Genomic DNA, 23621 nt, shown 5'->3' with positions numbered 1-23621 from the left:
TGTTCCTATGAATGTAATACAAACCCCTTCTACACTAGCAAATTAATATTAGACTCATCCCCCTGATTTTCTTGCTCTTCCTCAAAGGAACTTTCTTTCTTAGTAAGGTTATTCTTTTGTTGTTGTCTTGAATTATTTTTGTTAAACTGTTCATTAAAGTTTCCTAAAAAATCACTGTAAACCTCATTTTTTACTTGCACAACTACCTCTTTTATTTTTATATCTAAGTTAGATATATGTTTTTCTATATCAGCAACATTATCCTTTATAAGCTCATATGCTTTTTTGTTTGCTAAGGTTATAATTAACTCATTGTTATCTTCAGCTTTTAAAAGTTTTATACTAACCTCTCCAAGTTCTTTAGGTGTAATTTTTACACTTAGCTCTTCTATCCTGTTATTGCTTATATACTTTACAACCTTTAGCATATCAGCCCCTAAAAACTCATTTCTAACTACAGTAGGTGCTGCCTCTTTAGGTATTTCTACTTTACTATCTGAAGAAAAAGCTATTCTATTTAACAAGCTAAGTTCTCCCTGTGAATTTGATGGTCTTTCTTCAAGTACAATATTTCTATGTTTAAATGCTCCAAGGTCAAATAGTTTATCCTTAATATCTAAAGGCTTATCATGAACTTTAGAGCTCTCAGAGTTCTCTATGGTTGCTCCCTGAATATCCTTTGCACCTTGTATATTCTTTGCAGCTTTTATATCATTAACTTCACTATGTTCTTCTAGTTTTAATCCATTTCCACCCTTCTCTATACTACTAGAAGCTTTTCCTTCGCCTAGTTTATTTACTATCTTTATAAATAACTTAGTTCCTTCTTCTTTGCTTAATTCAAGTTTATCTAGGTCTAAATTTAATTCACTTAAAAGCTCTTCAAGTTTATTTCCCTTTAAAAACTCCGCAAGATTTTGTGCATTAATTCCTTCCTTTTGCTCTAATTTAACAAGAACCTTTTCAAGTAATTCCAGATTTATAGTCAAATCAGGAATATCCTTAGTTTTTACTAATTGATTATTATCTAACTTTCCTAAAGCATTTAGTATTGAAGTCATAAGAGCTATAAGTTCATCTTCTGAGTCCTTATGACTATCATTAACTTCAACTTCTTTAATATTCTCACTTTTATCAGTTGAGGATCTTTCTATTTTATTATTCAGAAAATTTAGAAAACCTCTATTTTCTTTATCTGTTTTTATTTCTTCGCAGTTACCGAAATTAACTGCCATTGGTAACATGTCTATCTTCATACTAATTAACTCCTAAAGGCTCTGAACTACATTTCTAAAATAAGAATACATTCCAAACTCATCATTAATAGCTTGTTCTTTATGGTCAACTTCCTTTTTATGAAGCTTATACTTATTCTCTTTTAACTTTTCTATAGATTTTCTTTCAATCTGACTATTAAGAAGTTCAAGCCTAGCCTCATTCACTAAAACCTCTTTTTCATGTAACTCACTGTCTGTTTTCTCAATCATATTAGATACAAAACTCAAGTAATTTGAAACTATGCTTCTTTCAACACCATCCTCTATATGAATGGCTTCTGAATATTTCTGATAGCTTAACTTTAAATCCTCTAATTCCTTTTCTACGGCTCTTTTTTCACTTTGAGCCTTAGAGTATTTTATCTTATTTTCATCTTCATTTTTAACTCTTATGTCCAAGACCTTTTGAAGTCTGAATTTAAAGTCTTCCAAGTTTAATCCCCCTATCTAAATATGTTTAATAAACTACTTACACTTTCTTCAAAGGAACTCTTTTCATCTATTCCTTGTTGTAAAAATCCATTAATTCTATCTATATACTCTATAGATCTATCAATTTTAGAATTTGAGCCATGCTCATAAGCTCCTATGTTAATTAAATCTTCAGCTTCCTTGTATGTTGCTAATAAATCCCTTGCATGTGATGCAGTTTTCTTATGCTCCTTCTCGCAAATATCATTCATTAAACGACTGACACTATTGGAAACATCTATTGCTGGATAATGATTTTTATGAGCTAATTCCCTTGATAAAACTATATGTCCATCAAGTATTCCCCTTACAGCATCAGCTATAGGTTCATTAAAATCATCTCCATCTACTAGCACTGTATAAAAAGCTGTGATTGATCCAACATCTGAAACTCCTGTTCTTTCCATTAGCTTTGGAAGCTCTGCAAAAACTGAAGGTGTATACCCCTTTTGTGCAGGTGGTTCCCCTATTGCAAGTCCAACTTCCCTTTGAGCCATGGCAAATCTCGTTACAGAATCCATCATTAATATTACTTTTTTACCTTGGTCTCTAAAATATTCTGCTATAGATGTTGCAGTTAAAGCTCCCTTAAGTCTTACTAAAGGTGGTTTATCTGAGGTTGCACATACAACAACAGATTTTTTCATTCCTTCTGGTCCTAAATCTCTTTCTATGAAATCTAAAACCTCTCTACCTCTTTCCCCTATAAGAGCAATTACGTTAACATCTGCCTCTGCAGATTTTGCTATCATTCCAAGAGTTGTACTTTTTCCAACTCCACTTCCAGCAAATATTCCTATTCTTTGACCCTCTCCACAAGTTATAAAGCCATCTATTGCCTTTATGCCCGTGGACATTATATTTTTTATTCTTTTTCTTTTCATTGGATCTGGTGGTTTATTAAATAAACTATATCTCTCTCCAGAAGTTATCTCCTTGCCATCTATAGGTAATCCTAAGGGATCTATAACCTTCCCTAGAAGTTCATCACTACATTTAACACTACAAGGATTTCCACTTGCAACTACCCTACATCCTGGCCCTATTCCCACTAAGGTACCTAAGGGCATTAGAATTATTTCATTTTCCCTAAAGCCAACCACCTCACAGCTTATAGGCTGATTGCTTTGGTTATAAACTGTACAAAGTTCTCCTACAGAGGTTTTTAAATCCTCAACCTCCACAGTAAGTCCTATTACCTTTTTCACCTTACCTTCTGAAATATAGGGTGTAATATTTTTTATCTTCTCAAGTGTTTTATTAAAATCTATAGATATCATACAGCCTCCTCTATAGCAGCTCTGCCTTAACCTTTTCTAAAACACTATCTATACCAACAGTTAATCTTCCTCCAGTAGTTTCTATTTCTGCATTTCCCTTTTCTATTGCTCCATCAGAAATAACAAAAATCTTTTGTGAAAGATCAAATCTATCAACCATCTCCTTCACACTTTTCTGAAGCTCTTCGATATAGATTGGATTTACTTTAATAATTAAATCCTTCTTTTGATTAAATTCCTTTATTACATTTTCAAGTAGAGAATTCATTGCATCCTTTTCTTCAAATTTATCTCTAAGTACTTGTTCTGCAATGGTTACTCCTATTTCAAGAATGCTCTTTTTATTTTCTATGATATAAGCTTCAGCTTCATTGTGAATTTCTAAAAGAGTACTATAACCTTCTTCTCTAATCCTTCTGCTTTCTTCCATAGCCTTATCTACATTCTTCTCATAGGCTTCCTTATATCCATCCTCATAACCATTCTTCGTACCTTGTTCATATCCTAATTCATAAGCTTGTTTCTCTATTATCTTTGCTTGCTCATTAGCTTCTGATATCATTATTTCTCTCTTTTCTTGAAGCTCCTTAAAGATTTTTTCATATTCCTCTTTGACTTCTTTAATTTTATTTTCTATATCTTCTCTTTCTCTTATAAGTCTATCTGGAATACTTAAAATCTCTCCTCCTGATGAAACCTTCAAACTTACCTTGCCATCAATGTGTATATCTTTATTTCTAAGTACATTACTAGACAACGAACTCATCCTCCGCTCCCTTAGCTATGCTTATCAAGCCTTCTCTCTCAAGTCTCCTGATAATCTTAACAATATTACGTTTAGCTTCATCAACTTGAGATACCTTAACAGCTCCAAGTAAGCCTATTTCTTCCTTAAGTACTTCTGCAGCTCTTAAAGATTGATTACTAAATATAATATCGGATATTCTTCCATCTCCCCCCTTAAGGGCAACTGCTACATCCTTAAGATTAACTTCCTTAAGAATTCTTTGGATTGATTGACTATCAAGTCCAACAATATCCTCAAAGGCAAACATGCTTGATTTAATTTTTTCTGCTAAATCATTATTTTCATTTTCTAAAAAATTCATAATATTTTTCTCTGTTCTTCCATCAACCTTTGTAAGGATATCAAGAAGACTATCGAATCCACTTGAAGCTTCTACCTTCTTTTCTCCTAAGGCTGCTAACTTTTTTTCTAAAATTGTATCAACAGCCTTTACAACTACAGGTGAAACCGTTGATATATTTCCTAGCTTCAAAGCAACCTCCCTTTGAAGATCCGGTTGCAAGGCACAAATAATCTGTGCAGATTTTTCTGGTTGTATGTGTGCTAAAATGATTGCTATGGTCTGAGCACTTTCACCCTTTATACAACTAAGTATTTGATTAGCATCTGCTTTTCTTGCTGATGTAAATACCTTTGTGTAAGTCTCATATTTTATTCCTTCCATAAGCTTACTGGCTTTTGAATCATCAAAGGCACCTTGTAATAAGCTTTTAGCATAATCAATACCACCCTCAATAGAAAACTCATTGCTTTTTCTTATATCTAAAAACTCTTTTAGAATCTTTCTTCTTTCCTTTGCTGTAACTTTATGAAGATTAGCAATTTCAACTCCAATCTTCTGTACTTGTTTATCTGACAATTCCTTTAAAATGTTAGATGATAGTTCTGGCCCTATAGTCATTAATACTACAGCTGCCTTTTTTGCTCCACTTATATCCTCTTTATTTAAAGCACCTAAGTCGTAAGCATTTTCCCCTTTTACAATTTCCTTATACACCCTTATCACCTACCTTTAGTCATTTAACCAAGTCTTGATCAGCTTAGTTACTTCCTCTGGACTTTGAGAAACAATCACCTTAATTTCATCTTCTAAGCTAAGTTCTGTTGTTTTTTCAATTTCCTTTTCTCTGACCATTCTTGCTATTAAATCATTTGTATCTTCAAGTTCAAGTTCTTCTTCTGCCTCATACTTATCTTTCTTACCTTTATAAATTAAGTAAGCTATAAGTGCAATTGTTAAAACAGCAAGTATAGTTCCAGCAATTATCGCTATATTTATGATTTTTTGTTTCATAGTCTCTGGTGCAGCTTCCTTGTCGTCAAATACATTGTTAGCATCTGGATTAAACTCCATAGCAACAACTGACAATTCGTCTCCTCTTTCTGTATTCATACCTATGGCAGAAGCAACCATTTTTTCAACACTAGCTATTTTAGCTGCTGGTAAGTTTCCATCAATAGCAACTGATACCGTTAGTCTCTTTACTTCTCCAGAGGTTGTTATGGTCTTGGTTTCCGTTTTCCCTACCTCATACTCAATCTGTTCTTCCTTTGAAGAACTTCCGCTATTTTCTCCACCTGCAGTATTATTCATATTGTTATCAACTGGTGAACCTGTTTGTGCACCATCTTTTGATGTATTCTCACTTCTTATTTCAGATTTAATTACCTTATCTGGATCAACCTTTATTTCACTTTTTTCAACTGTATCAAAATTCAAATTTGCATTTACCGTAGCTTTAACTTTGTTTCTACCAAAAATAGGTTCTAACATTTCTACTAAAGATTTCTTTAGTTCGTCACTTAGTTCTCTTTCAGCATTCCTTGAAGCTGCTAGTCCCATGCCCTTAACAGCATTTCCATCTTTATCGTAGATTCCTTCTGATAACAGATTCATATTTTGATCAATTACTTCAATATTTTGCTTAGGAATGTTTCGTCCACTTGCAGAAACCAAAGAAATTATTGACTTTATTTGAGTCTCATCTAAATCTTTTCCATTCTTAAGAGACACATATACAGCAGCCTTCCCAACCTTACTGTTTTTGCTAAAAACAGATTCTTCACCTTGAGTTATATGTACTCTTGCATCATCTATTTGTGGAAAAGTCTTTATAGTTTTTTCTAGCTCTCCTTGAAGCATTCTAAGTTTTTTTATTTCAAATTCTTCATCGGTCATAGATAAACTTGCACCCTCATCCATTAATTCAAATCCCTTTGAACCATTTGTTATTGTAGGTGATAACTCAAGTCTAAGCTTGTCTACCTGTTCTCTAGGGACATAAATCGTATCTCCCTTAATCTTAGTTTCAACACTTTTATCCTCAAGGGTTTTAGAAATATTCGCTGCATCATAGTTATCTAATCCTGAAAATAAAATTCCATATTTATTCTTAATACCGTAAGTCACACTAAAAATTACAGCTAATATTATTGCTACAATTCCAATTATGATGGCATATTTTTTATTTTTACTTAATGCCTTAAACTTATCCTTAGTATTTTTTGCGAAATCCTTTATGCTTTGTACAAAATTCTGCATACTATTTACCTCTTAATTGAGAAAATTAGAGTTGTACTCTATTTATCTCTTGATAGGCTTCTACCACCTTATTTCTTACTTCTATAAGAAGTTGCATAGATAGTTGTGATTCCTGCATTGAAAGCATAACATCATGCATGTTAACATTCTCACCCTTTATAAATCCCTCAACCTTCTTATCAGCAGTTATCTGAGCATCATTAACCTTATTAATTGCCTCCCCTATAACCTGAGAAAAGCTTGTTTCCTTATTATTTTCTTCAACAGACTTTCGCATATTAACATTATTTAATATTGAACTTTTTCCAATCGACTGTATATCCATAATACCCCTCACTATCTTCCAATTTCTAAAGCTTTCGAAATCATATTTTTCTGTGCATTTAAAGTATCAACATTGGACTCATATGCCCTTGAAGCTGATATTAAATCAGACATTTCAACAAGTAAATCTACATTAGGATATTCAACATACCCTTCTTCATCTGCATCTGGATGATGAGGATTATACTCCTTTTTTAATGGGGATTTATCCTCCTCGATTTTTACTGTTTTTACTCCAAGCATACCCATCTTTTTATCATAGTTCTCTGCAAATACTGCTGTTTTTCTACGGTATGCTCCACCTTCCTCAGTTCTTGTGGTTCTAACATTGGAAATATTAGAAGATATAACATCCAACCTTAATCTCTCTGCTGAAAGTGCACTTGCGCTAATTCTCATCCCACCAAATATACTCATATTTATTACCTTCCTGTTATAGCAGTTCTAGCTATGGCTAGTTTAGTATTAGTAATACTTACTAACCCGTTATACATAAGTGAGTTAGCAGCTTGATTAACCTTTTCACTTTCTAAATCTACATTATTTCCATCAGTTCTCATTGAAGTTGATTTATCCTCTTTTACTTCTATTTTCCCCTGATTCTTAGCCTTATCTAGAGTTTCTGTAAAGGTAACATATTTTCTTTTATATCCTGGCGTATTAATATTCGAAATATTATTTGCAATTGTTTTCCCCCTTAATTCAGTTACATCTAACCCATTCTTTAGAAGTTGATATACTTGCATTCCTTCTCCCCCATCCTCAAAAATTTATTAAATCCACTTATAAAAAACCTTACTGCTACTAAAAGAGTAGTATGTTAAGTTTTTTCTTTACTAAAAGTACTTGAAAGTTTAGTTTAATCAAATACTTCCCCCTAAATTTTTAATAAATATTCAAATTCGTTTATTTAATATAATTTTTAAGTTTACTATTTCTTAAAAATCTACTTTATATCTACAAAATCATAATATTTTTTATTAAAATTATTTATATAACCGTTTATTTAAACTTTATAGAGCCTTAGTATTCTTCTCTAAAATTTTTACAATTAACTCATATCATCAAATTTTTTATGTTATTTTTTATAAATTTAATACATTTATTGTCATTAAGCATAAAAAAATACTACTGTCCGAAGATAGTAGTTTTACTAAGACCTCAAAGTATACTAATGATTAAACTCATAATCCTAAAGTATTACTAGTTATGGTTATATCACATGATACTTTTTAGCTATAATACAAAAAGTTTACTAACTCTTCGGCAACTGGCTGGCATAATATTTATTTTAGCCCCTGTAGTTTTGCGTCACTAAGTTTCCCTAGTTTTGCCATTTTTATTCTATAAATACTATTATATACGTGATTCTTATTTATTTCTATATGTTTTTACATAATTCAAAAATTTTTTTCATTTTTTGTATTTTTTTATTTTACTTTTTTCCCTACAAAATTTACCTTAAACCTCATAAACAATAGCTTTGAAAACGTAAAAAAGATTATACTTAAGGATAATCTTTTCTACTCCATACTATTTATCTAAAATAATAAAAAAGACTATACCTAAGTATAATCTCTTTTACTCCATACTATTTGAAAGTACAATTAAGTTGTCTTTACTTTCCCATTATAGTAAAGCCATGAGCAAGACTAGTGTATTCCTTATCCTTCAAAAATTCTTGTAACTTACTAGCTAAAAATTCATCATGCTCTGTTACTGACGCATAGCTTTGTATAAGGTTTAGCGTTTTATCTGTGTCCATTTCCTCTTTGTAATACTGACATAAGCCAATCATATTCATCTTTAATATTGAAAATTGTACTATTAAAGATAAATAGATTTCCATGATATTTTTTTCACTGCTAGGGAACATAGTCTTAAACATATAACACACTAAGTAGTTTTCATATATGTATTGGTGCTTGCTTATAAAGTCTCTATAACTCTTTTCTAAGGAATCCACAAAAGCAGCTTTTATTTCATTACCATCTCCACTTTCAAGGTTAAGTCCTTCACTTACTTTTTCAAAGTTTGCTATAAACCTTTTGTTATTTATTCTTTTACTTAAAATAATGTTGTTTAATTGAGTTAAAAATTCTAACTGTGCATCAACACTCTTTTCACTTATAAGACTCTCTATTAATTTATCATATTGACCAGCCTCTATAAGATTATTAAAATTACAAATAACATCTTCAATTCTTTCCTCTAAACCACTATTTTCAGAAACCTTTTTTATAAACAATCCTAAGATAGCTAATCTATTTTCAATTGTTAATCTTCTATTTTGAATTAAACCTATTGAAAATTCTCTCATCTCATTAAAATATCTATGACTTATATTTTTAAAGTTCTTTGTGCTAATGTTTCTTACCACGTTAAATTCTGATACTTCTTTTATATCTAAGTTAAATTCTATAGGATTTTCCCTTAATAATAAATTTCTAGCTACCTCAATACAAGAAATAGTTAAGGATTGCTCTAAAGTATCATCTACTTTGTTAAATATTCTTGGGTATATTCTACATGTATAACACATATTTTCTGGTCCAAGATTTAAATAAACCTCACATAATCTATCCTGCAAAAGCATAGGACACTCTTTCTCAACAAGATTTATCTTACCATATGCATAATCGCTTTTAGCTTTTCTATTTCTATTTATATGACTACTTAACTTCTTCTTAAACTCTGAAACTGGTAGCTTTTGATATTTAACATAGGTTTTTTTATCTACTGTTATTGACCAATCCTTGCAACAATGATCCTCACATTTATTACCTACACACTGAAAGTCATCATAAAAATCTATACTTAACACCTTATGTCTTGTCATTATCATTTCCCCTTTTTTATTGATATATATCAATAAACTCCCTTTACTTACTCATATATATCAATAAAGGATAAAGCCTAAGCTTTATCCTTTAAAAACTACAATTAATTATCTTAATAATTGCATAACACTTTCTGGTTGTTGCTTAGCTTGCATAGTCATTGCTTGAGAAGCTTGTGATAAAAGATTTAACTTAGATAAGTTAATCATTTCTTTAGCAACATCAACGTCTCTTATTCTTGACTCAGCAGCAGATAAATTCTCTGTTGAAGTAGTTAAGTTAGAAGAAGTAGCTTCTAATCTATTTTGCATAGCACCTAAATTAGCTCTTGAAGTATTAAGAGTTTCTAAAGCTTTATCTAAACTCTTTATCATAGTCTTAGCAGCAGTTGTTCCTGTAGCTCCTTCTGCCTTCATTCCAGCTATTGCAGCTTGAGTTAATCCTAACTCTGTAGTATTAACATTAGCTATTTTAACATTAAGTCCCTCTGATGCAGATGTATTAGCTCCAACTTGAAGGTTAACTGTGCTTCCTTTAACATCTACATCTCCAGCCGTAGCTATCTTAGTATCTGCACCTGCTGCTGCCGTCATAGTTGTTTTAACAGTAAATGTTATTTCTTTATCTCCACTTTTTAAGACATAATCTCCAGCATTTAATTTTCCTGTATTGTCAGCAGTAGTTATGTTATCTAATATAAATGTCTCTGATCCAACTTTAACTGTAAGTTTTGATCCTTTAGTATCAGTACTTACCGCAGTAGTTATTTTAATATCACCTTTTACTCCAAGTTCTTCTAACCCAGATATTCCATACTCTGCATCCTTACCTGATTCGAATGATGACACTCCAACCTTTGTACCAACTTTTTCTGCACCATTTAATATCTTTTTACCATTAAATTGAGTTGAATCAGCTATTCTATCGATTTCTGAATGAAGTTGAGTTAACTCTTCAGTTATCTTTGTTCTGTCTCCTGCAGTGTTTGTTTCGTTTGAAGCTTGTACTGATAGTTCTCTCATTCTTTGAACTATGTTTCCAATTTCTTCTGTAGCTCCCTCTGCTGTTTGAACTAAAGATACACCGTCTTGAGTGTTTCTGTTAGCTTGCTCCATTCCTCTGATTTGGCTTCTCATTTTTTCAGAGATTGCAAGTCCTGCTGCGTCATCTCCAGCTTTGTTGATTCTTAAGCCTGAAGCTAATTTGTTCATTGAATTTCCAGCTAAACCTGTGTTTTTTGCTGCTTGGTTTGTTGCTGTCATAGCATTGATATTTGTGTTAATTCTCATAATTTTACACTCTCCCTAGTTTTAATTATTTGACATCCATGTCATTTTAAAGGTCTTTTCACCTTATGTTATTATATATCGTACTGATTCTTGAAAACTTTACACTCTTTTTGAAAAAATGTTCAAATTATTTTATCAATTCTTGTTTTTTCTTATAAGATTTCTTTTTTACATATTAATAAAGGGTAAAGCATGTGCTTTACCCTAAAAATTTCATATTGACTATCTTAATAATTGCATAACACTTTCTGGTTGTTGTTTAGCTTGCATAACCATTGCTTGAGATGCTTGTGATAAAAGATTTAACTTAGATAAGTTAATCATTTCTTTAGCAACATCAACGTCTCTTATTCTTGATTCAGCAGCAGATAAATTCTCTGTTGAAGTAGTTAAGTTAGAAGAAGTAGCTTCTAATCTATTTTGCATAGCACCTAAGTTAGCTCTTGAAGTATTAAGAGTTTCTAAAGCTTTGTCTAGGTTGTCTATCATAGTTTTAGCAGCAGTTGTTCCTGCAGTTCCTTCTGCCTTAATTCCAGCTATTGCATCTTTAGTTAATCCTAATTCTGTAGTATTAACATTAATGATTTTAACATTAAGACTCTCTGATGCAGATGTGTTAGCTCCAACTTGAAGATCTACTGAACTTCCTTTGATATCTACTTTAGTATCTTTTACCTTACCAATTACTACATCTCCTGCAGCTCCCATAGTTGTTTTAATATTAAATGTAATTTCTCCACCCTTGGAATCCTTTATAGTAACGGTATCTCCAGCTGCTAATTTACCATCTGTTGTTGCTGTCTTTGCAGATACTGTACTTCCAGCTGGTAATCCTGTCATTGTTATCTTACCATCAGTAGCTGTTGTTATTTTAAGTGCTGTTGTATCTGCTATAGTTGATAAATCAAACCCCTTATTAACAAAGTTCTCTATAGTAGTACCTGTTGCAGTATCTATAGATTTCTCTATTTTTTCTCCTACTTTAGTAGCTCCATTTAAGATAGTTTTACCATTAAATTGAGTTGAATCAGCTATTCTATCGATTTCTGAATGAAGTTGAGTTAACTCTTCAGTTATCTTTGTTCTGTCTCCTGCAGTGTTTGTTTCGTTTGAAGCTTGTACTGATAGTTCTCTCATTCTTTGAACTATGTTTCCAATTTCTTCTGTAGCTCCCTCTGCTGTTTGAACTAAAGATACACCGTCTTGAGTGTTTCTGTTAGCTTGCTCCATTCCTCTGATTTGACTTCTCATTTTTTCAGAGATTGCAAGTCCTGCTGCATCATCTCCAGCTTTGTTGATTCTTAAGCCTGAAGCTAATTTGCCCATTGAATTTCCAGCTAAAGCTGTATTTCTTGCTGCTTGGTTTGTTGCTGTCATAGCATTGATGTTTGTGTTAATTCTCATAGTTTACACTCTCCCTAGTTGTCATTTTTCAACATCCTTGTTGTCTTCTTAAAGGCTTTTTTTCCTTATATTATTATATATCGTACTATTTTCTCAAAACTTTACACTTTTTTTGAAAAAATATTTAAATTAGTTTTATTTATATTTGCATAAGCAAAATTAACAGCCTTTTTTTCTTTGTAATCACTAAGTTCCTTTTTCACATCACCAATTACTTTTTGTAGTTTATTTTTTATCTCTTCATCTATTTCATATATTCCGGACTTTCTATAGTTTTTTCTAAAGTCTTCTAACTCTTCCTCAGTAGACTTATCAAGAATTTCTTGTCTTTTAATAAATCTAGCTTCTAACTCATATTCATTTACATTTTCAATTTTTAATATGTCCATTATCTCTATTGAGATATTTTTATATTCTTCTATCATAGCCTATGACATCTCACTCATAAGATAATTCATTTGAGAGTTTAATTTATTCATACTAGATTCTAGTCTTGCAAATTTAGCATATAATGCTTGCTCTCTCTTATTCATCTTAGCAGTTAAGTCCTTTATATATTTCTCTTGCTTTCTTATTTGCTCTGAAAATAAATTATTTGTTTCTGAAGCTGATTTTTCTATACCGGATTTCTGAGCAAATATACTTGTAGAGCTTCCTGCGTATTTATATGTTATATCCTTTACCTTACTAAAGGCACCTGTTACTGTTTCATAAACTAAGTCTCCGTTAGTTTCTAATGCTTTTTTAAATTTATCTTCATCTAATTTAAGCTGTCCTGGTTTATTATAATCGGAATCTAAATTTATCCCTATATCGCTAAGTTTCATTCCACTACCTTCTACGGTACTGAAAATTGCTCCCTTTATATCTTCCATAAAGCTTCTTAGTTCTCTATCATTTCTAAGCAAGCCTACCTTAGCCTTTTCTTCCCACTTTTCAATTTCCTCTTTGCTCATATCTTTCTTTTGAGCCTCTGTAAGTGGAGGATAGTCCTTATTTTTCTTTTGAGTTACTTGATTATAAATGCTATCCATCATTTTATTATAATCTTCTAAGAATGACTTCATTTTATCTACAGTCTCTTTTGTATCAGTTTTTGAAGTCATTGATATAAGCTCATCACTTACACCATTTACACTATAAGTTATATTATCTATAGTAAATGTATTAGATTCACTTTCTATTACCTTAAGTGCATCTGCTGGTAATGGATTTGTAGTGTCTGCTGGAAATACCATTACCTTATTATTACTTCCCTTTGCGCTAAGGTCCATATCTAGTTTGGTAAATACATCTCCTTCAAGCTTAAGCTCTGATGATACTCCCGTCTTGCCAGTCTCTATGGTAAACTTTCCTGTCATCTCACTATAAGATGCCTTCACTTCGCCTTCTTTAAATGTATCGTTTATATTCTTAACTACATCATTTACCTTAGCTCCAGCTTTAATGTTTATATCTTTACCATTTATAGTTATTTTCGTATCAACATCAGATATAACATCATCTTTACCTAAGTTTTTGCTTTCTACCTTCGCTGGTTGAGCCATTTTATCCACTTTAAATTTATAATTTATATTCTTAGCTCCTGCCCCTGCAGTTGCGCTTATAACATTACTATTAGAGCTGTTAACAGTTATACTACTAAAAGATTTACTTCCTAAAATGTAATCTGGTGATGTTGCAGTAAAGTACTTATCATATAATCCCTTTACACTTTTTATAACCTCTCTATAGGTTTGTTGCTTCCATTTATTACTTTGTTGAGTTTGACTTGCTTTATCTATCTTATTTTGCTCACCAATTAGCATATCCTTTACCATTTGATCAGTATCAATTCCAGATGCAAGTCCTGGTATTCTCACTGAATTTACTGATGTCATAAGTTCCCCCTCCTTTACAGTCCCTTAGCTTTTTTATTTACCTCATGCCACATATCTCTAATCTCTTCTATAATCGGTAAGGTTTCATCTATTATTTTCACATCTTTTTTAATATTAGCCTGTGCTAACTGTGTCTTAATAAATTCATAAAGATTCAATAGGTTTTCTGCCGTTTCACCAGCATTTCTATCTAAAGTTGACATTAATTCTGTAAAGATATCCTGAACTCTAGTAAGTTCCTTATGAGCCTTTGCTATGTCTTTCTGCTCAATAGCTAGTTTTGCTATCTTAGTATATTTAACCGCACCATCAACTAACATAAGTAATAACTGTTCCTTTGACGCCATCTTTACTGTGTTTTGTTTGTATGCATTATATGGATTTGTTGTATACATTCTCAAAGCCTCCTACTTAAGCAACTTTAGGATATCTAAGTCCTTGTTTATAGCATTCTTATTTTCTTCTTTTACTTTATCTAGTATTTCTTTTCTAAGTATAGTTACTTCTCTCGGTGCTGAAATAGCTATCTTTACACTTCCATCTTCTATTTTTGCTATTTTAATTTCAATGTCATCACCAATTAATATTGATTCATCTTTCTTTCTATTGATTACTAACATTCTGCTCTCTCCTTATTAAAGGATGCTTTGTTTCATAGCTTTCACTTTTTAATATAAATTGCTTCCCTAAGCCATTTTTTATATTAATAACAACAGGAGCCTTTAAATTCATAGTACTTGTCTCTAAGGTTTTACCAAGTGTTATTATGCTTAAAATTAAAACATCCTCTGCATTTTCTATTGCAAGTTCTTTTATAGTTTCATCATTTAAGTTTATCTCATATTCACTATAAATATCAAAGGGATTCACAGTTACAAAGCTTATTTCTTTTTCCTCCGATTGAAGTATCTTAAATCTATCATTACCCTCTAAATTTTTTATTTCAAATTCTCTAAGTGTATCAAAACCTGGTATACCTTTATTAAATCTTACCTTCATTTGTCTTACCCCTATCTCAAGTAATCTAATATTGTAGTTTGAAACAATTTAGAGCTAACCTGAAGACTAGCATTATACACCATTTCTGCTGATTTTAATTCAATAAATTTTTCAACACTATTAACATCCTGTGTAACAGAAAGTGCAGTCTTCATCTCTAAGATATTATCTTCGTTGTTATCCTTCACTTGCTCCACGGTATTAGTTCTCGCTCCAACTATAGCTCTATTATTTAATATATCACTCATGTACCCTTCTAAATCCTTGGATATTTTATGTAAATCATCCATATTTATCGGATCCTCGTTAAGTTTTTTAGATAAATCATTTAATAATTCCAGTCCACTTGTTGAGCCTGTTTCTGCACCATTAGTTTTTGTTATATCATTAAGAGTTAAGTTATAATCAACCTTTATTCCACTAGATACTACAGTGTTTAACTTATCATTTAATTTGGCATCCCCTGCATTATTAACAGTTAATGATACATTTCCATCCTTATCTGTCTCAATCTTAACAGGTGCTTCATCTGTTAAACTTCCACCAAAGACATACTTCCCTGCATAGGTTGTATTCATTGCCTCTCCAATTTGTTTAATCTTTTCATTAACCTCTGACTGAACTGCTTTTATCTCGTCCTTACCAAAGGTACCACTTATTGATGTTAAAAGAGTTTTAATATCAGTAGTTAAATTTGATACAGTTCCTAGTGCTTCATCTGTAAGCTCTAACCATCCTGTAATTTCATCACAATTATAATTGTACTTTTCAACATCTTCTATCTCATTATTTAAATTTAATATCTTTATTGTTTTAAGCGGATCATCAGATATCTTATTAATTTGTTTAGTTGTAGTTAATTGTGTGTTTAACTTGTCCATAGTTTGAAGGTTACTTTGAACCTCTCTTAAATAACTACTCATCATACTTCCATTAGTGATTCTCATAATTTTCCTCCAACTTATCTAATTAGCCCATTAATTACTACATCCAGTAAAGCATCAACAGTAGATACAACCTTTGCACTTGCATTATATGCATGTTGAAATTGTACTAAGTTAATCATTTCTTCATCTAAAGCAACTCCTGATACACTCATTCTTGACTTATCTATACTCGCTAATATTTTACTTTGATTAGCTTCTTGTCTTATAACAGTTTGTGATGCTTTTCCTAACTCCTGAATAGTATTATTATAAAAATTATTTATTGTTAATTCCTTTTGATTTGGAGCTTCTCCAAAGGTTACCTTCTTATCCTTTAATTTATATAATTCAGTTGCTAAGTCTGATGTCATCTCAAGCTTTGATACATCTTCTAAAATCTCTGGATTTACAGAAAGCATTTCATCACCCTTGGCATCAAAAATAAAGATTTCTTGTCCTGCAACCTTATTTACATTGCTTGCAATTACCTTTGCTAATTCTTCAACCTTTTCCTTATACTTATCTATTTCCTTATTCATTTCAGCTGTTGCGCCTAGTTCCCCTGAAAGCTTGTTGTCCTTAATTAATTTATCAACCTCAGCTTGTTCAAGTTTACCATCTTGCATAGCAGCCTTTACATCATCATCATATATATTTATTTTAAAACTTAAGTCATCTAATATTTTATCTCTTTCATCTAACAAATCATTTGGACTTTTTCCTGTAGCTTCTACTATTTTTATGCTTTTCTCTAAATCTTTAAGAGCTGTAAGACTTTGATTTACATCTGCTAAAATATCCTCTGACTGCTTGTTTAAGTTTTCTTGTAAAGTATCTAACTTTTTACTTACTTTATTTATGTTATTAGCTAAGTATTTAGCATTCTCTACTGCAATATTTTTAGCTCCTACATTGTTAGGGTCCTTAGATAACTCATTCCATCCATTAAAGAATTTATTAAGTGATGATGAGATTGAATTATTTGAAGGTTCATCGAATATGATTTCCATACTTTTATAATAATCATACTTTACACTTACATCCCCATAGCTATGACTTTCACTTCTAAATTGAAAATCATAAAAACTGTTTCTTATTCTTGTAATATCATTAACTTGTACCCCTGTTCCAAGCTGTCCTGCACCTAAATGACTATTAAGCCCTGGCTGACTAAAAGGTCTATTTGCACTTTGTTCTACCCTTTGCCTGCTATACCCTGGAGTTTTCATATTTGTAACATTATGTGATGTTGTTTGTATCGCTATTTGACTCGCTCTCATTCCTGATGCTGCCGAATGAAGGCTTCCCAATAAATTTGCCATATGTATCCCCCCTAAATGAACATCCAAATCTTCGATTTGGCTAATGTGAATTTACTCCTTCGAACATCGTGAGAAGGAGTTTCCCTAAACCATATGCAAATCTTTGATTTGTCTATATGAATTTCTCTAATTATCTAGTTTTTCCATAGGAATTATATGTTCCTGCGGATTTTGATGGTTTAATAACATTTATCATTTTATTTGTGAAAAATAGATTTTGTTTTATTATTGTATCATTAGTATTCTTCTGTAATTCCAAATTATGAAGTAAACTCTTTATCTCTTCATACACTTCTTTAACATGGTCATCTTCACTGCTTGCTATTATCTCACTGAATTTTTCTTCCTTAACTAAGCTACGTCTTTTAATTTCTATAGCTGCAAGATTTTTACCTGCATTCTCTATGGTTTCAGTAAGTTTTTCTAAGGTCATTAATTCCTTATTAACAACTGCTTCATACTGCTTTTCTAATAACTCTAAAAGATCCTGTAAAAGCTTTTTCTCTTCAAAGATAACTAGTTTCAATTCTGGATTCATTTAGTTACTCTCCTTTTGTTACCTCAATAATTTTCTTTGCTATATCCTTTGAACTCACACTATAAGTTCCTTGTTTTATTCTGTTTTTTATTTCATTAATTTTATCTATATTTATATTTTCATTATCACTATTTAGTTTGCTTAATTGTTTAGCATCCTCTGAAATAATTACCTTATCTTTGTTCTGCTTAATCATTTCTTCTTGCTTAAGAGGTTGTCTTTGTCTATTATAAGCATTTATCATTGTATTTCTTTGTATACAATCAACTTTCATCTCTCTACCTCCATAAATGAACATCCAAATCTTTGATTTGGCTAATGTGAATTTACTCCTTCGAATACCATGAGAAGGAGTCTCTTTAAATCAACATCCAAATCTTTGATTTGGCTAATGTGAATTTACTCCTTTGAATATCATGAAAAGGAGTTTCCCTAAACCTTATACAAATCTTCGATTTGGCTAATGTGAATTTACTCCTTCGAACATCGTGAGAAGGAGTTTCCCTAAACCATATATAAATCTTTGATTTGGCTAATGTGAGTTTACTCCTTCAAATATCATGAAAAAAAGTTTCATTATATATTATCGGCTAACTTCTAAAATTATTTAGCTTTTAAGCAAAAATAATGAGTGTATACTTTTAAAAAGTTCTACACTCATCTTTAAACATCAATATTTTTAATCAATTTTGTTTTTAAAATCTAGAAGTCTTACTGATATTTGGTCATCAACCTTGATAGGCTCACCAAAGGCAACAACTCTACTGTTAATATTAATATCTAAATCCTCGTCCACTGTTTTATCTAAAACTATAACATCTCCAACTTTTAAGTCTAAAATGTTCTTTATACTACTTTTGCAACTTCCCATAGTTACACTAACTTCAAGCTTTGCATTTAATATTGTGCTTTTATCTTTAAATTCCTCAATATCTTTTATCTTCAAAGACTCGAATTCAACTTCGTATAGATTTTCCTTTAATCCTGTTTCCATGTTATTCCCCTTTACTTATAGATATCTACCAACAAGCCTTGTATATTATCTATCGTTGCTGATATATCTAAGTTTTCTTTTTCTTCATTTAATACTTCTTGAGTCAAAGTCTCTAATTTTTCATTTATAGTTTCTACTGTAGAGTAATATTGGTTTTCCCAAAAACCTATATTTTTGTTTAGTGCGTATGTATAATCTACCACAGTTTTCAAATAACTTTTTATTGTATCCTTATAGCTTTTCACATCAGCATAGGTTTTAGTTATTACTAATCTATTGCCCTTTTTTCTAATATCCTTTATGTACGCCTCTAGCTCTTCCTTTGTTGCAGACCTATAAGACTTTGCAAGATTATCCGAAAATCCACCCTTAGTACTAATGGTCTTTTCTTGTAGTTTCATATTCCTGCTTACATTTAATCCTTCAATTTTCATCCTATATTCCTCTATAATACTTCATTACCTTAGGAACATAATTCTGAGTTTCCTTAGGCATCTTATATATGTCATTTACAGAGGTTACCCCTCTACTTACCATTCTGCCTGGTCCACCATTATAAGCCATTAATGCCATTTCCACATTTCCATTATATCTATCAAGATACTGTTTTATATGACGTACCCCACCTTCAATATTTTGCTCAATACTTAGTGGATCAGTAATACCTAAGGATTTAAAGTTCGCAGGCATAATTTGCATAAGTCCCATAGCACCTGCAGAAGATACTGCATTAGGGTTGAAATTAGACTCAGCCTTTATTATAGCTCTTATAAGGTTTGCATCTACCCCATATTTTGCTGATGCCTTATCTATTGCCACAGCTATTTTTTCATCCTTATTTAGACTTTCATTATTTACCGATATAATATTATTAAAGTTTCCTAATACATTATTAAATAATTCAATATTCTCTGATTTATTTGCCTCTCTTTGCTTCTGTTCTCTCATTGCTTTAAGAAGGTTTTCCAGAACCATATTAAACACATCTGAAGTAGCACTACTATTAGAATTGCATTTACATCCACCTAAACTATTTATACTTGAAAGTCCTGCAATATTATTAAGCCCCTTTAAATTATCTATCATAAAATCACCTCTAAATATAATTAAATACTCTGTTTATTATACGTCAAAGAAATACATATCTTTAGCAATACTAAAAAAATAAGACCATGACATTAAAATCCTAATTGAAATATAGAATATTATTCACTTAAAATAATATCATATATTTCTCTTAAATTCTTTCTGTCATAGTCTATATTTTACTTTTTAACTACTTCATTAATTCTAATACTAATTTAGCTGTGTTAACTAAATCTACTATATGAAGATGTTCCTCTAAGGTATGAGGCTTTCTTTCACCTATTCCTAAGTTAACAGCTTTAACTCCATTACAATTTAATATGTTGGTGTCACTTCCGCCACCTGTTGAATCTGTGAAGCCTTTTAGTCCTATGGCACTGCAAGCTTCCTTAACCATATTTACTAACTCATCATTTTCATCTACAACAAATGGTCCATACATTCTCTTTGTTTCAATCTCAACCTTTGCACCAAACTTCTCTGCTGCATCTTCAAAACACTTAACCATATGTGCTGTTTGAGCATCAAGTTTATCTGAATTCAAACTTCTCGCCTCAGCATTTATTATGATTTCTGGACAAACTATATTAGTAGCTCCTCCACCATTTATTGAGCCTATATTAGCAGTAGTTTCTTCATCTATTCTTAGAAGTTTCATATTTGAAATAGCTTCTGATGCTACTTGAATAGCACTAATGCCTTCCTCTGGACATACCCCAGCATGTGCAGGTTTTCCAATAACCTTAGCAAAGATTTTATCCTGTGCTGGTCCCTTAACTATAATCTTTCCAACATCTCCGCCACTGTCTAAAACAAAGGCAATTCTTGAATTTATCTTAGTATAATCTAAATTCTTTGATCCAAATAATCCACCCTCTTCACATACACTGAAAAAGACTTCTATTGGTCTATGATCTATATTGTTTTCTTTTATAGTTTTTAAAGCTTCAATAATTGCAGCTATACCAGCTTTATCATCTCCACCTAAAATAGTAGTTCCATCACTATATATAACACCATCTTTAACTATAGGTTTTATGTCATTTCCCGGAGTTACTGTATCCATATGACAACTAAATAATACAGGTTCTTTATCATTAGTTCCAGCTAATTTAGCAATTACATTGCCACTATTTCCACCTATGATTTCTCCTGCATTATCCATCTCAACTTCGAATCCTAAGGCTTCTAATTCACTGATCATAAGTTTAGCAAATTCTAATTCATTTCTAGTTTCACTATTTACCTTTACATATTTTAAGAACTCTTCTACTACTCTGTTTTCATTTATCATAATCTTTCTTTAGTGAGAGAATACATTGCACTCTTAGCCCCTCACTAAATCCTCCTTTCTTTCTGCTTATTCACCCTTTAGTATGAACAAAAGGTACCTTAATTAAAAAGGTACCTTTTGCTATATAAAACTTTCAAGTAATTACATCTTATTATCAACTCTAAAATTTAGAGAAGGATTTTCAAACTACATCATTGGATAGTGTAGTGGTACTCCTGGACCTAATGGAAGACCTAACATGTACCAAACTATTAACATAACAACCCATCCAACTAAGAATATCATTGAATATGGAACCATTGTTGATATTAATGTTCCTATTCCTGACTCTTTATCATATTTCTCTGCAAAGGTTACTATTAATGCAAAGTAAGACATTAACGGAGAAATTATATTTGTTGTAGAGTCACCAATTCTGTAAGCAACCTGAGTTAACTCTGGAGAGAACCCAACTTGCATTAACATTGGTATAAATATCGGAGCTAAGATAGCCCATTTAGCTGATGCAGAACCCATGAATAGGTTTATGAATGCAGCTAGTATTACGAATGCTATAATTAAAGGAATACCGTTTATTCCTGTGTTCTTTAAGAAATCTGCACCCTTAACTGCAAGGATTGTCCCTAAGTTAGTGTGACTGAAGTAAGCAACGAATTGTGCTGCTACGAAAACTAATACTATGTATCCACCCATAGATGCCATTGACTTAGACATAGCACTAACAACTTGTTTATCATTCTTTATACTACCTGAACCTATACCATATGCTATAGCAGGAACTAAGAATACAAGTAATATTATTGTTACCATACCATCCATAAATGGTGATTTTAATAATGCCCCTGTTTCAGGGTGTCTTAATATACCCCATGATGGAACTGTCATAACAAGTATTACTGCAACTAATGCAATTAACGCGATTAATGCATATCTTAAACCTTTGCTCTCTTGAGCTGTAATTCCTTCAACATCTACATTAGTATCACCCTTGTATTTACCAAGTCTTGGCTCTACTATTTTTTCTGTAACGATTGTACCTAATACTACTATTAAAATTGTTGAAACCATCATAAAGAATAAGTTTGCTGTTGGTTCAACTGTATAAGCTGGATCCCATATTCTAGCTGCCTCTGTACTAATTCCCCCTAATAGTGGGTCAATTGTACCTATCATAAGGTTTGCACTAAATCCACCAGATACCCCTGCGAATGCAGCTGCTATACCTGCTAATGGATGACGCTTAAAGCTTAAGAATATAACAGCACCTAATGGTACTAGAACTATATACCCTGCATCTGATGCAACGTTTGACATTACCCCTGCGAAAACAACAACTGCTGTTATTAAGCTCTTTGGAGTACTTAAAACTAACTTTCTAATAGCTGCCGAAATTAATCCTGTTCCTTCAGCAACACCAACACCTAACATTGCAACAAGTACTGTTCCAAGTGGTGCGAAACTTGTAAAGTTCTTAACAGCTGATGTTAGCATATATCTTATACCATCTGCTGACATTAAACTAACTGCTGACACAGTCATTTGAGTTTTTTCTAAAGTTTTTGGATTAATACCTTCATAAGAAACTGAAACTCCCAACTTTGCACATATTCCAGATATAACTATAATAGCTAAACAGAAGATTACGAAAATCGTAACTGGATGTGGCATAGCATTTCCCGTTCTCTCTACAAAATCAAGAAACTTACCAAAAACGCCCTTTTTTTGTTTTTCTGCTGATTTCATACTTTCACTCCCTTTGTTTTTAGTTTTGAGATTTTACCCCTATCTTCTTTGGTATGATAAACTATTTGATTAATGATTAGTTAATTCACTACTATGAAAATTCAACTTAACCTAGCTAAACTAGTTAACTTTACGAAAATTCATCTTAGCTTAACTACTTTTAGCTTAACTACCTTGTAAATTATTAATTTACACTTTTAAATTTTTAATATTAATAGATTGTCCATTTTCTAAACGTCTTATTAACATTTTAGCTTACATGTATGTTATCACAGATATTTTTATGCGTCAATTAATTTTGAGAAAATTTTATTAATTGCATAAATCAAATTAAACTTTTAACACAATACCATTGGTTTTATTTGTTTATTCGCCATTTTCTGAACTTTATGTTATGTATTTTTAAATTTATGAATGTTACTCAAAGAAAACATTCAAGTATTTCAACAAATTATTACAGTAAAGCTTTAACTTACTAAAATTAAAATCAAAAAAACCTTGAACTTAAATGAATTATGATTCTTTAAGTTCAAGGTTTTTTCTTTTATAAAACTAGTTATACCAATACCCCTACCCCCTATGCATATATTTTCCTTCTTTTTAT

26 protein-coding genes and 1 riboswitch are annotated in these 23621 nt (G+C 31.4%); all 26 genes read right to left on the bottom strand.

The annotated features are described in order from the left end of the window. Nucleotides 1-29: 29 nt before the first annotated feature. The 26 genes from BUA48_RS08780 to BUA48_RS08655 all read right to left on the bottom strand — a co-directional run bounded on the left by BUA48_RS08780 (nucleotide 30) and on the right by BUA48_RS08655 (nucleotide 23017). The gene (locus BUA48_RS08780) at nucleotides 30-1256 is read right to left on the bottom strand and encodes a flagellar hook-length control protein FliK (protein WP_072831684.1); all 1227 of its coding nucleotides are present in this window, start codon (nucleotides 1254-1256) and stop codon (nucleotides 30-32) included. Nucleotides 1257-1268: 12 nt separating this feature from the next. After that, entirely contained in the window at nucleotides 1269-1709 is a 441-nt protein-coding gene (gene fliJ, locus BUA48_RS08775; protein ID WP_072831683.1) for a flagellar export protein FliJ, read from the bottom strand. An 11-nt stretch (nucleotides 1710-1720) separates the two neighbouring features. After that, the gene (gene fliI, locus BUA48_RS08770; protein WP_072831682.1) at nucleotides 1721-3028 is read right to left on the bottom strand and encodes a flagellar protein export ATPase FliI; all 1308 of its coding nucleotides are present in this window, start codon (nucleotides 3026-3028) and stop codon (nucleotides 1721-1723) included. A 10-nt stretch (nucleotides 3029-3038) separates the two neighbouring features. Continuing rightward, complete coding sequence (locus tag BUA48_RS08765) at nucleotides 3039-3785, bottom strand: FliH/SctL family protein (protein ID WP_072831681.1); 747 nt, start codon at nucleotides 3783-3785, stop codon at nucleotides 3039-3041. Beyond that, nucleotides 3778-4833, bottom strand: coding sequence for a flagellar motor switch protein FliG (gene fliG, locus BUA48_RS08760; RefSeq protein WP_143147690.1), 1056 nt, complete (start codon nucleotides 4831-4833; stop codon nucleotides 3778-3780). Before fliG ends, BUA48_RS08765 begins: the two co-directional genes overlap by 8 nt. Nucleotides 4834-4848: 15 nt before the next feature. Beyond that, nucleotides 4849-6378, bottom strand: a complete 1530-nt coding sequence (gene fliF, locus BUA48_RS08755; protein ID WP_072831680.1) for a flagellar basal-body MS-ring/collar protein FliF — start codon at nucleotides 6376-6378, stop codon at nucleotides 4849-4851. Nucleotides 6379-6403: 25 nt separating this feature from the next. Next, nucleotides 6404-6703 carry a flagellar hook-basal body complex protein FliE gene (gene fliE, locus BUA48_RS08750; protein WP_072831679.1) on the bottom strand — a complete coding sequence of 100 codons (300 nt, stop codon included), beginning with the start codon at nucleotides 6701-6703 and terminating at the stop codon, nucleotides 6404-6406. Between the two features lie 11 nt (nucleotides 6704-6714). Then, entirely contained in the window at nucleotides 6715-7119 is a 405-nt protein-coding gene (flgC, locus tag BUA48_RS08745) for a flagellar basal body rod protein FlgC (RefSeq protein ID WP_072831678.1), read from the bottom strand. A 5-nt stretch (nucleotides 7120-7124) separates the two neighbouring features. After that, nucleotides 7125-7448 (bottom strand): flagellar basal body protein, encoded by a 324-nt coding sequence (locus BUA48_RS08740; RefSeq protein WP_072831677.1) that lies wholly within the window; start codon nucleotides 7446-7448, stop codon nucleotides 7125-7127. Between the two features lie 516 nt (nucleotides 7449-7964). Next, nucleotides 7965-8047, bottom strand: a riboswitch (cyclic di-GMP riboswitch). 273 nt (nucleotides 8048-8320) lie between these two features. After that, complete coding sequence (gene fliB, locus BUA48_RS08735) at nucleotides 8321-9541, bottom strand: flagellin lysine-N-methylase (RefSeq protein ID WP_072831676.1); 1221 nt, start codon at nucleotides 9539-9541, stop codon at nucleotides 8321-8323. A 108-nt stretch (nucleotides 9542-9649) separates the two neighbouring features. Then, the gene (locus tag BUA48_RS15910) at nucleotides 9650-10831 is read right to left on the bottom strand and encodes a flagellin N-terminal helical domain-containing protein (RefSeq protein ID WP_072831675.1); all 1182 of its coding nucleotides are present in this window, start codon (nucleotides 10829-10831) and stop codon (nucleotides 9650-9652) included. Nucleotides 10832-11053: 222 nt separating this feature from the next. Then, nucleotides 11054-12235, bottom strand: a complete 1182-nt coding sequence (locus BUA48_RS08725; protein ID WP_072831674.1) for a flagellin N-terminal helical domain-containing protein — start codon at nucleotides 12233-12235, stop codon at nucleotides 11054-11056. Between the two features lie 101 nt (nucleotides 12236-12336). After that, the gene (locus BUA48_RS08720) at nucleotides 12337-12660 is read right to left on the bottom strand and encodes a hypothetical protein (RefSeq protein ID WP_072831673.1); all 324 of its coding nucleotides are present in this window, start codon (nucleotides 12658-12660) and stop codon (nucleotides 12337-12339) included. 3 nt (nucleotides 12661-12663) lie between these two features. After that, a complete protein-coding gene (fliD, locus tag BUA48_RS08715; RefSeq protein ID WP_072831672.1) occupies nucleotides 12664-14115 on the bottom strand; it encodes a flagellar filament capping protein FliD in 1452 nt (483 codons plus the stop codon). A 14-nt stretch (nucleotides 14116-14129) separates the two neighbouring features. Further along, nucleotides 14130-14510, bottom strand: coding sequence for a flagellar export chaperone FliS (gene fliS, locus BUA48_RS08710; protein ID WP_072831671.1), 381 nt, complete (start codon nucleotides 14508-14510; stop codon nucleotides 14130-14132). A gap of 12 nt (nucleotides 14511-14522) precedes the next feature. Then, the gene (gene csrA / locus BUA48_RS08705; protein ID WP_072831670.1) at nucleotides 14523-14735 is read right to left on the bottom strand and encodes a carbon storage regulator CsrA; all 213 of its coding nucleotides are present in this window, start codon (nucleotides 14733-14735) and stop codon (nucleotides 14523-14525) included. Continuing rightward, nucleotides 14719-15114: a flagellar assembly protein FliW gene (fliW, locus tag BUA48_RS08700; protein ID WP_072831669.1), complete on the bottom strand. Its 396-nt coding sequence runs from the start codon at nucleotides 15112-15114 to the stop codon at nucleotides 14719-14721. Before fliW ends, csrA begins: the two co-directional genes overlap by 17 nt. An 11-nt stretch (nucleotides 15115-15125) precedes the next feature. Beyond that, on the bottom strand, nucleotides 15126-16061 hold the full coding sequence (locus tag BUA48_RS08695) for a flagellin N-terminal helical domain-containing protein (RefSeq protein WP_072831668.1): 936 nt from the start codon (nucleotides 16059-16061) through the stop codon (nucleotides 15126-15128). A 14-nt stretch (nucleotides 16062-16075) separates the two neighbouring features. After that, on the bottom strand, nucleotides 16076-17362 hold the full coding sequence (gene flgK, locus BUA48_RS08690; protein WP_072831667.1) for a flagellar hook-associated protein FlgK: 1287 nt from the start codon (nucleotides 17360-17362) through the stop codon (nucleotides 16076-16078). Nucleotides 17363-17492: 130 nt separating this feature from the next. Beyond that, complete coding sequence (locus BUA48_RS08685) at nucleotides 17493-17900, bottom strand: flagellar protein FlgN (protein ID WP_072831666.1); 408 nt, start codon at nucleotides 17898-17900, stop codon at nucleotides 17493-17495. 4 nt (nucleotides 17901-17904) lie between these two features. Then, nucleotides 17905-18174: a flagellar biosynthesis anti-sigma factor FlgM gene (flgM, locus tag BUA48_RS08680; protein WP_072831665.1), complete on the bottom strand. Its 270-nt coding sequence runs from the start codon at nucleotides 18172-18174 to the stop codon at nucleotides 17905-17907. 405 nt (nucleotides 18175-18579) lie between these two features. Continuing rightward, nucleotides 18580-18894 (bottom strand): FliM/FliN family flagellar motor switch protein, encoded by a 315-nt coding sequence (locus BUA48_RS08675; RefSeq protein WP_072831664.1) that lies wholly within the window; start codon nucleotides 18892-18894, stop codon nucleotides 18580-18582. A gap of 11 nt (nucleotides 18895-18905) precedes the next feature. After that, nucleotides 18906-19328, bottom strand: coding sequence for a YaaR family protein (locus BUA48_RS08670; RefSeq protein WP_072831663.1), 423 nt, complete (start codon nucleotides 19326-19328; stop codon nucleotides 18906-18908). A 1-nt stretch (nucleotide 19329) separates the two neighbouring features. Continuing rightward, nucleotides 19330-19980: a lytic transglycosylase domain-containing protein gene (locus BUA48_RS08665; protein ID WP_084666193.1), complete on the bottom strand. Its 651-nt coding sequence runs from the start codon at nucleotides 19978-19980 to the stop codon at nucleotides 19330-19332. Between the two features lie 190 nt (nucleotides 19981-20170). Next, nucleotides 20171-21274, bottom strand: a complete 1104-nt coding sequence (locus BUA48_RS08660) for a M20/M25/M40 family metallo-hydrolase (protein WP_072831662.1) — start codon at nucleotides 21272-21274, stop codon at nucleotides 20171-20173. A 186-nt stretch (nucleotides 21275-21460) separates the two neighbouring features. Continuing rightward, on the bottom strand, nucleotides 21461-23017 hold the full coding sequence (locus BUA48_RS08655; protein WP_072831661.1) for an AbgT family transporter: 1557 nt from the start codon (nucleotides 23015-23017) through the stop codon (nucleotides 21461-21463). Nucleotides 23018-23621 lie beyond the last annotated feature (604 nt).

Origin of the sequence: Clostridium collagenovorans DSM 3089, from assembly GCF_900130005.1 — a bacterium.
GTDB lineage: Bacteria > Bacillota > Clostridia > Clostridiales > Clostridiaceae > Clostridium_D > Clostridium_D collagenovorans.
This window is presented reverse-complemented; position numbering and strand designations above follow the sequence as displayed.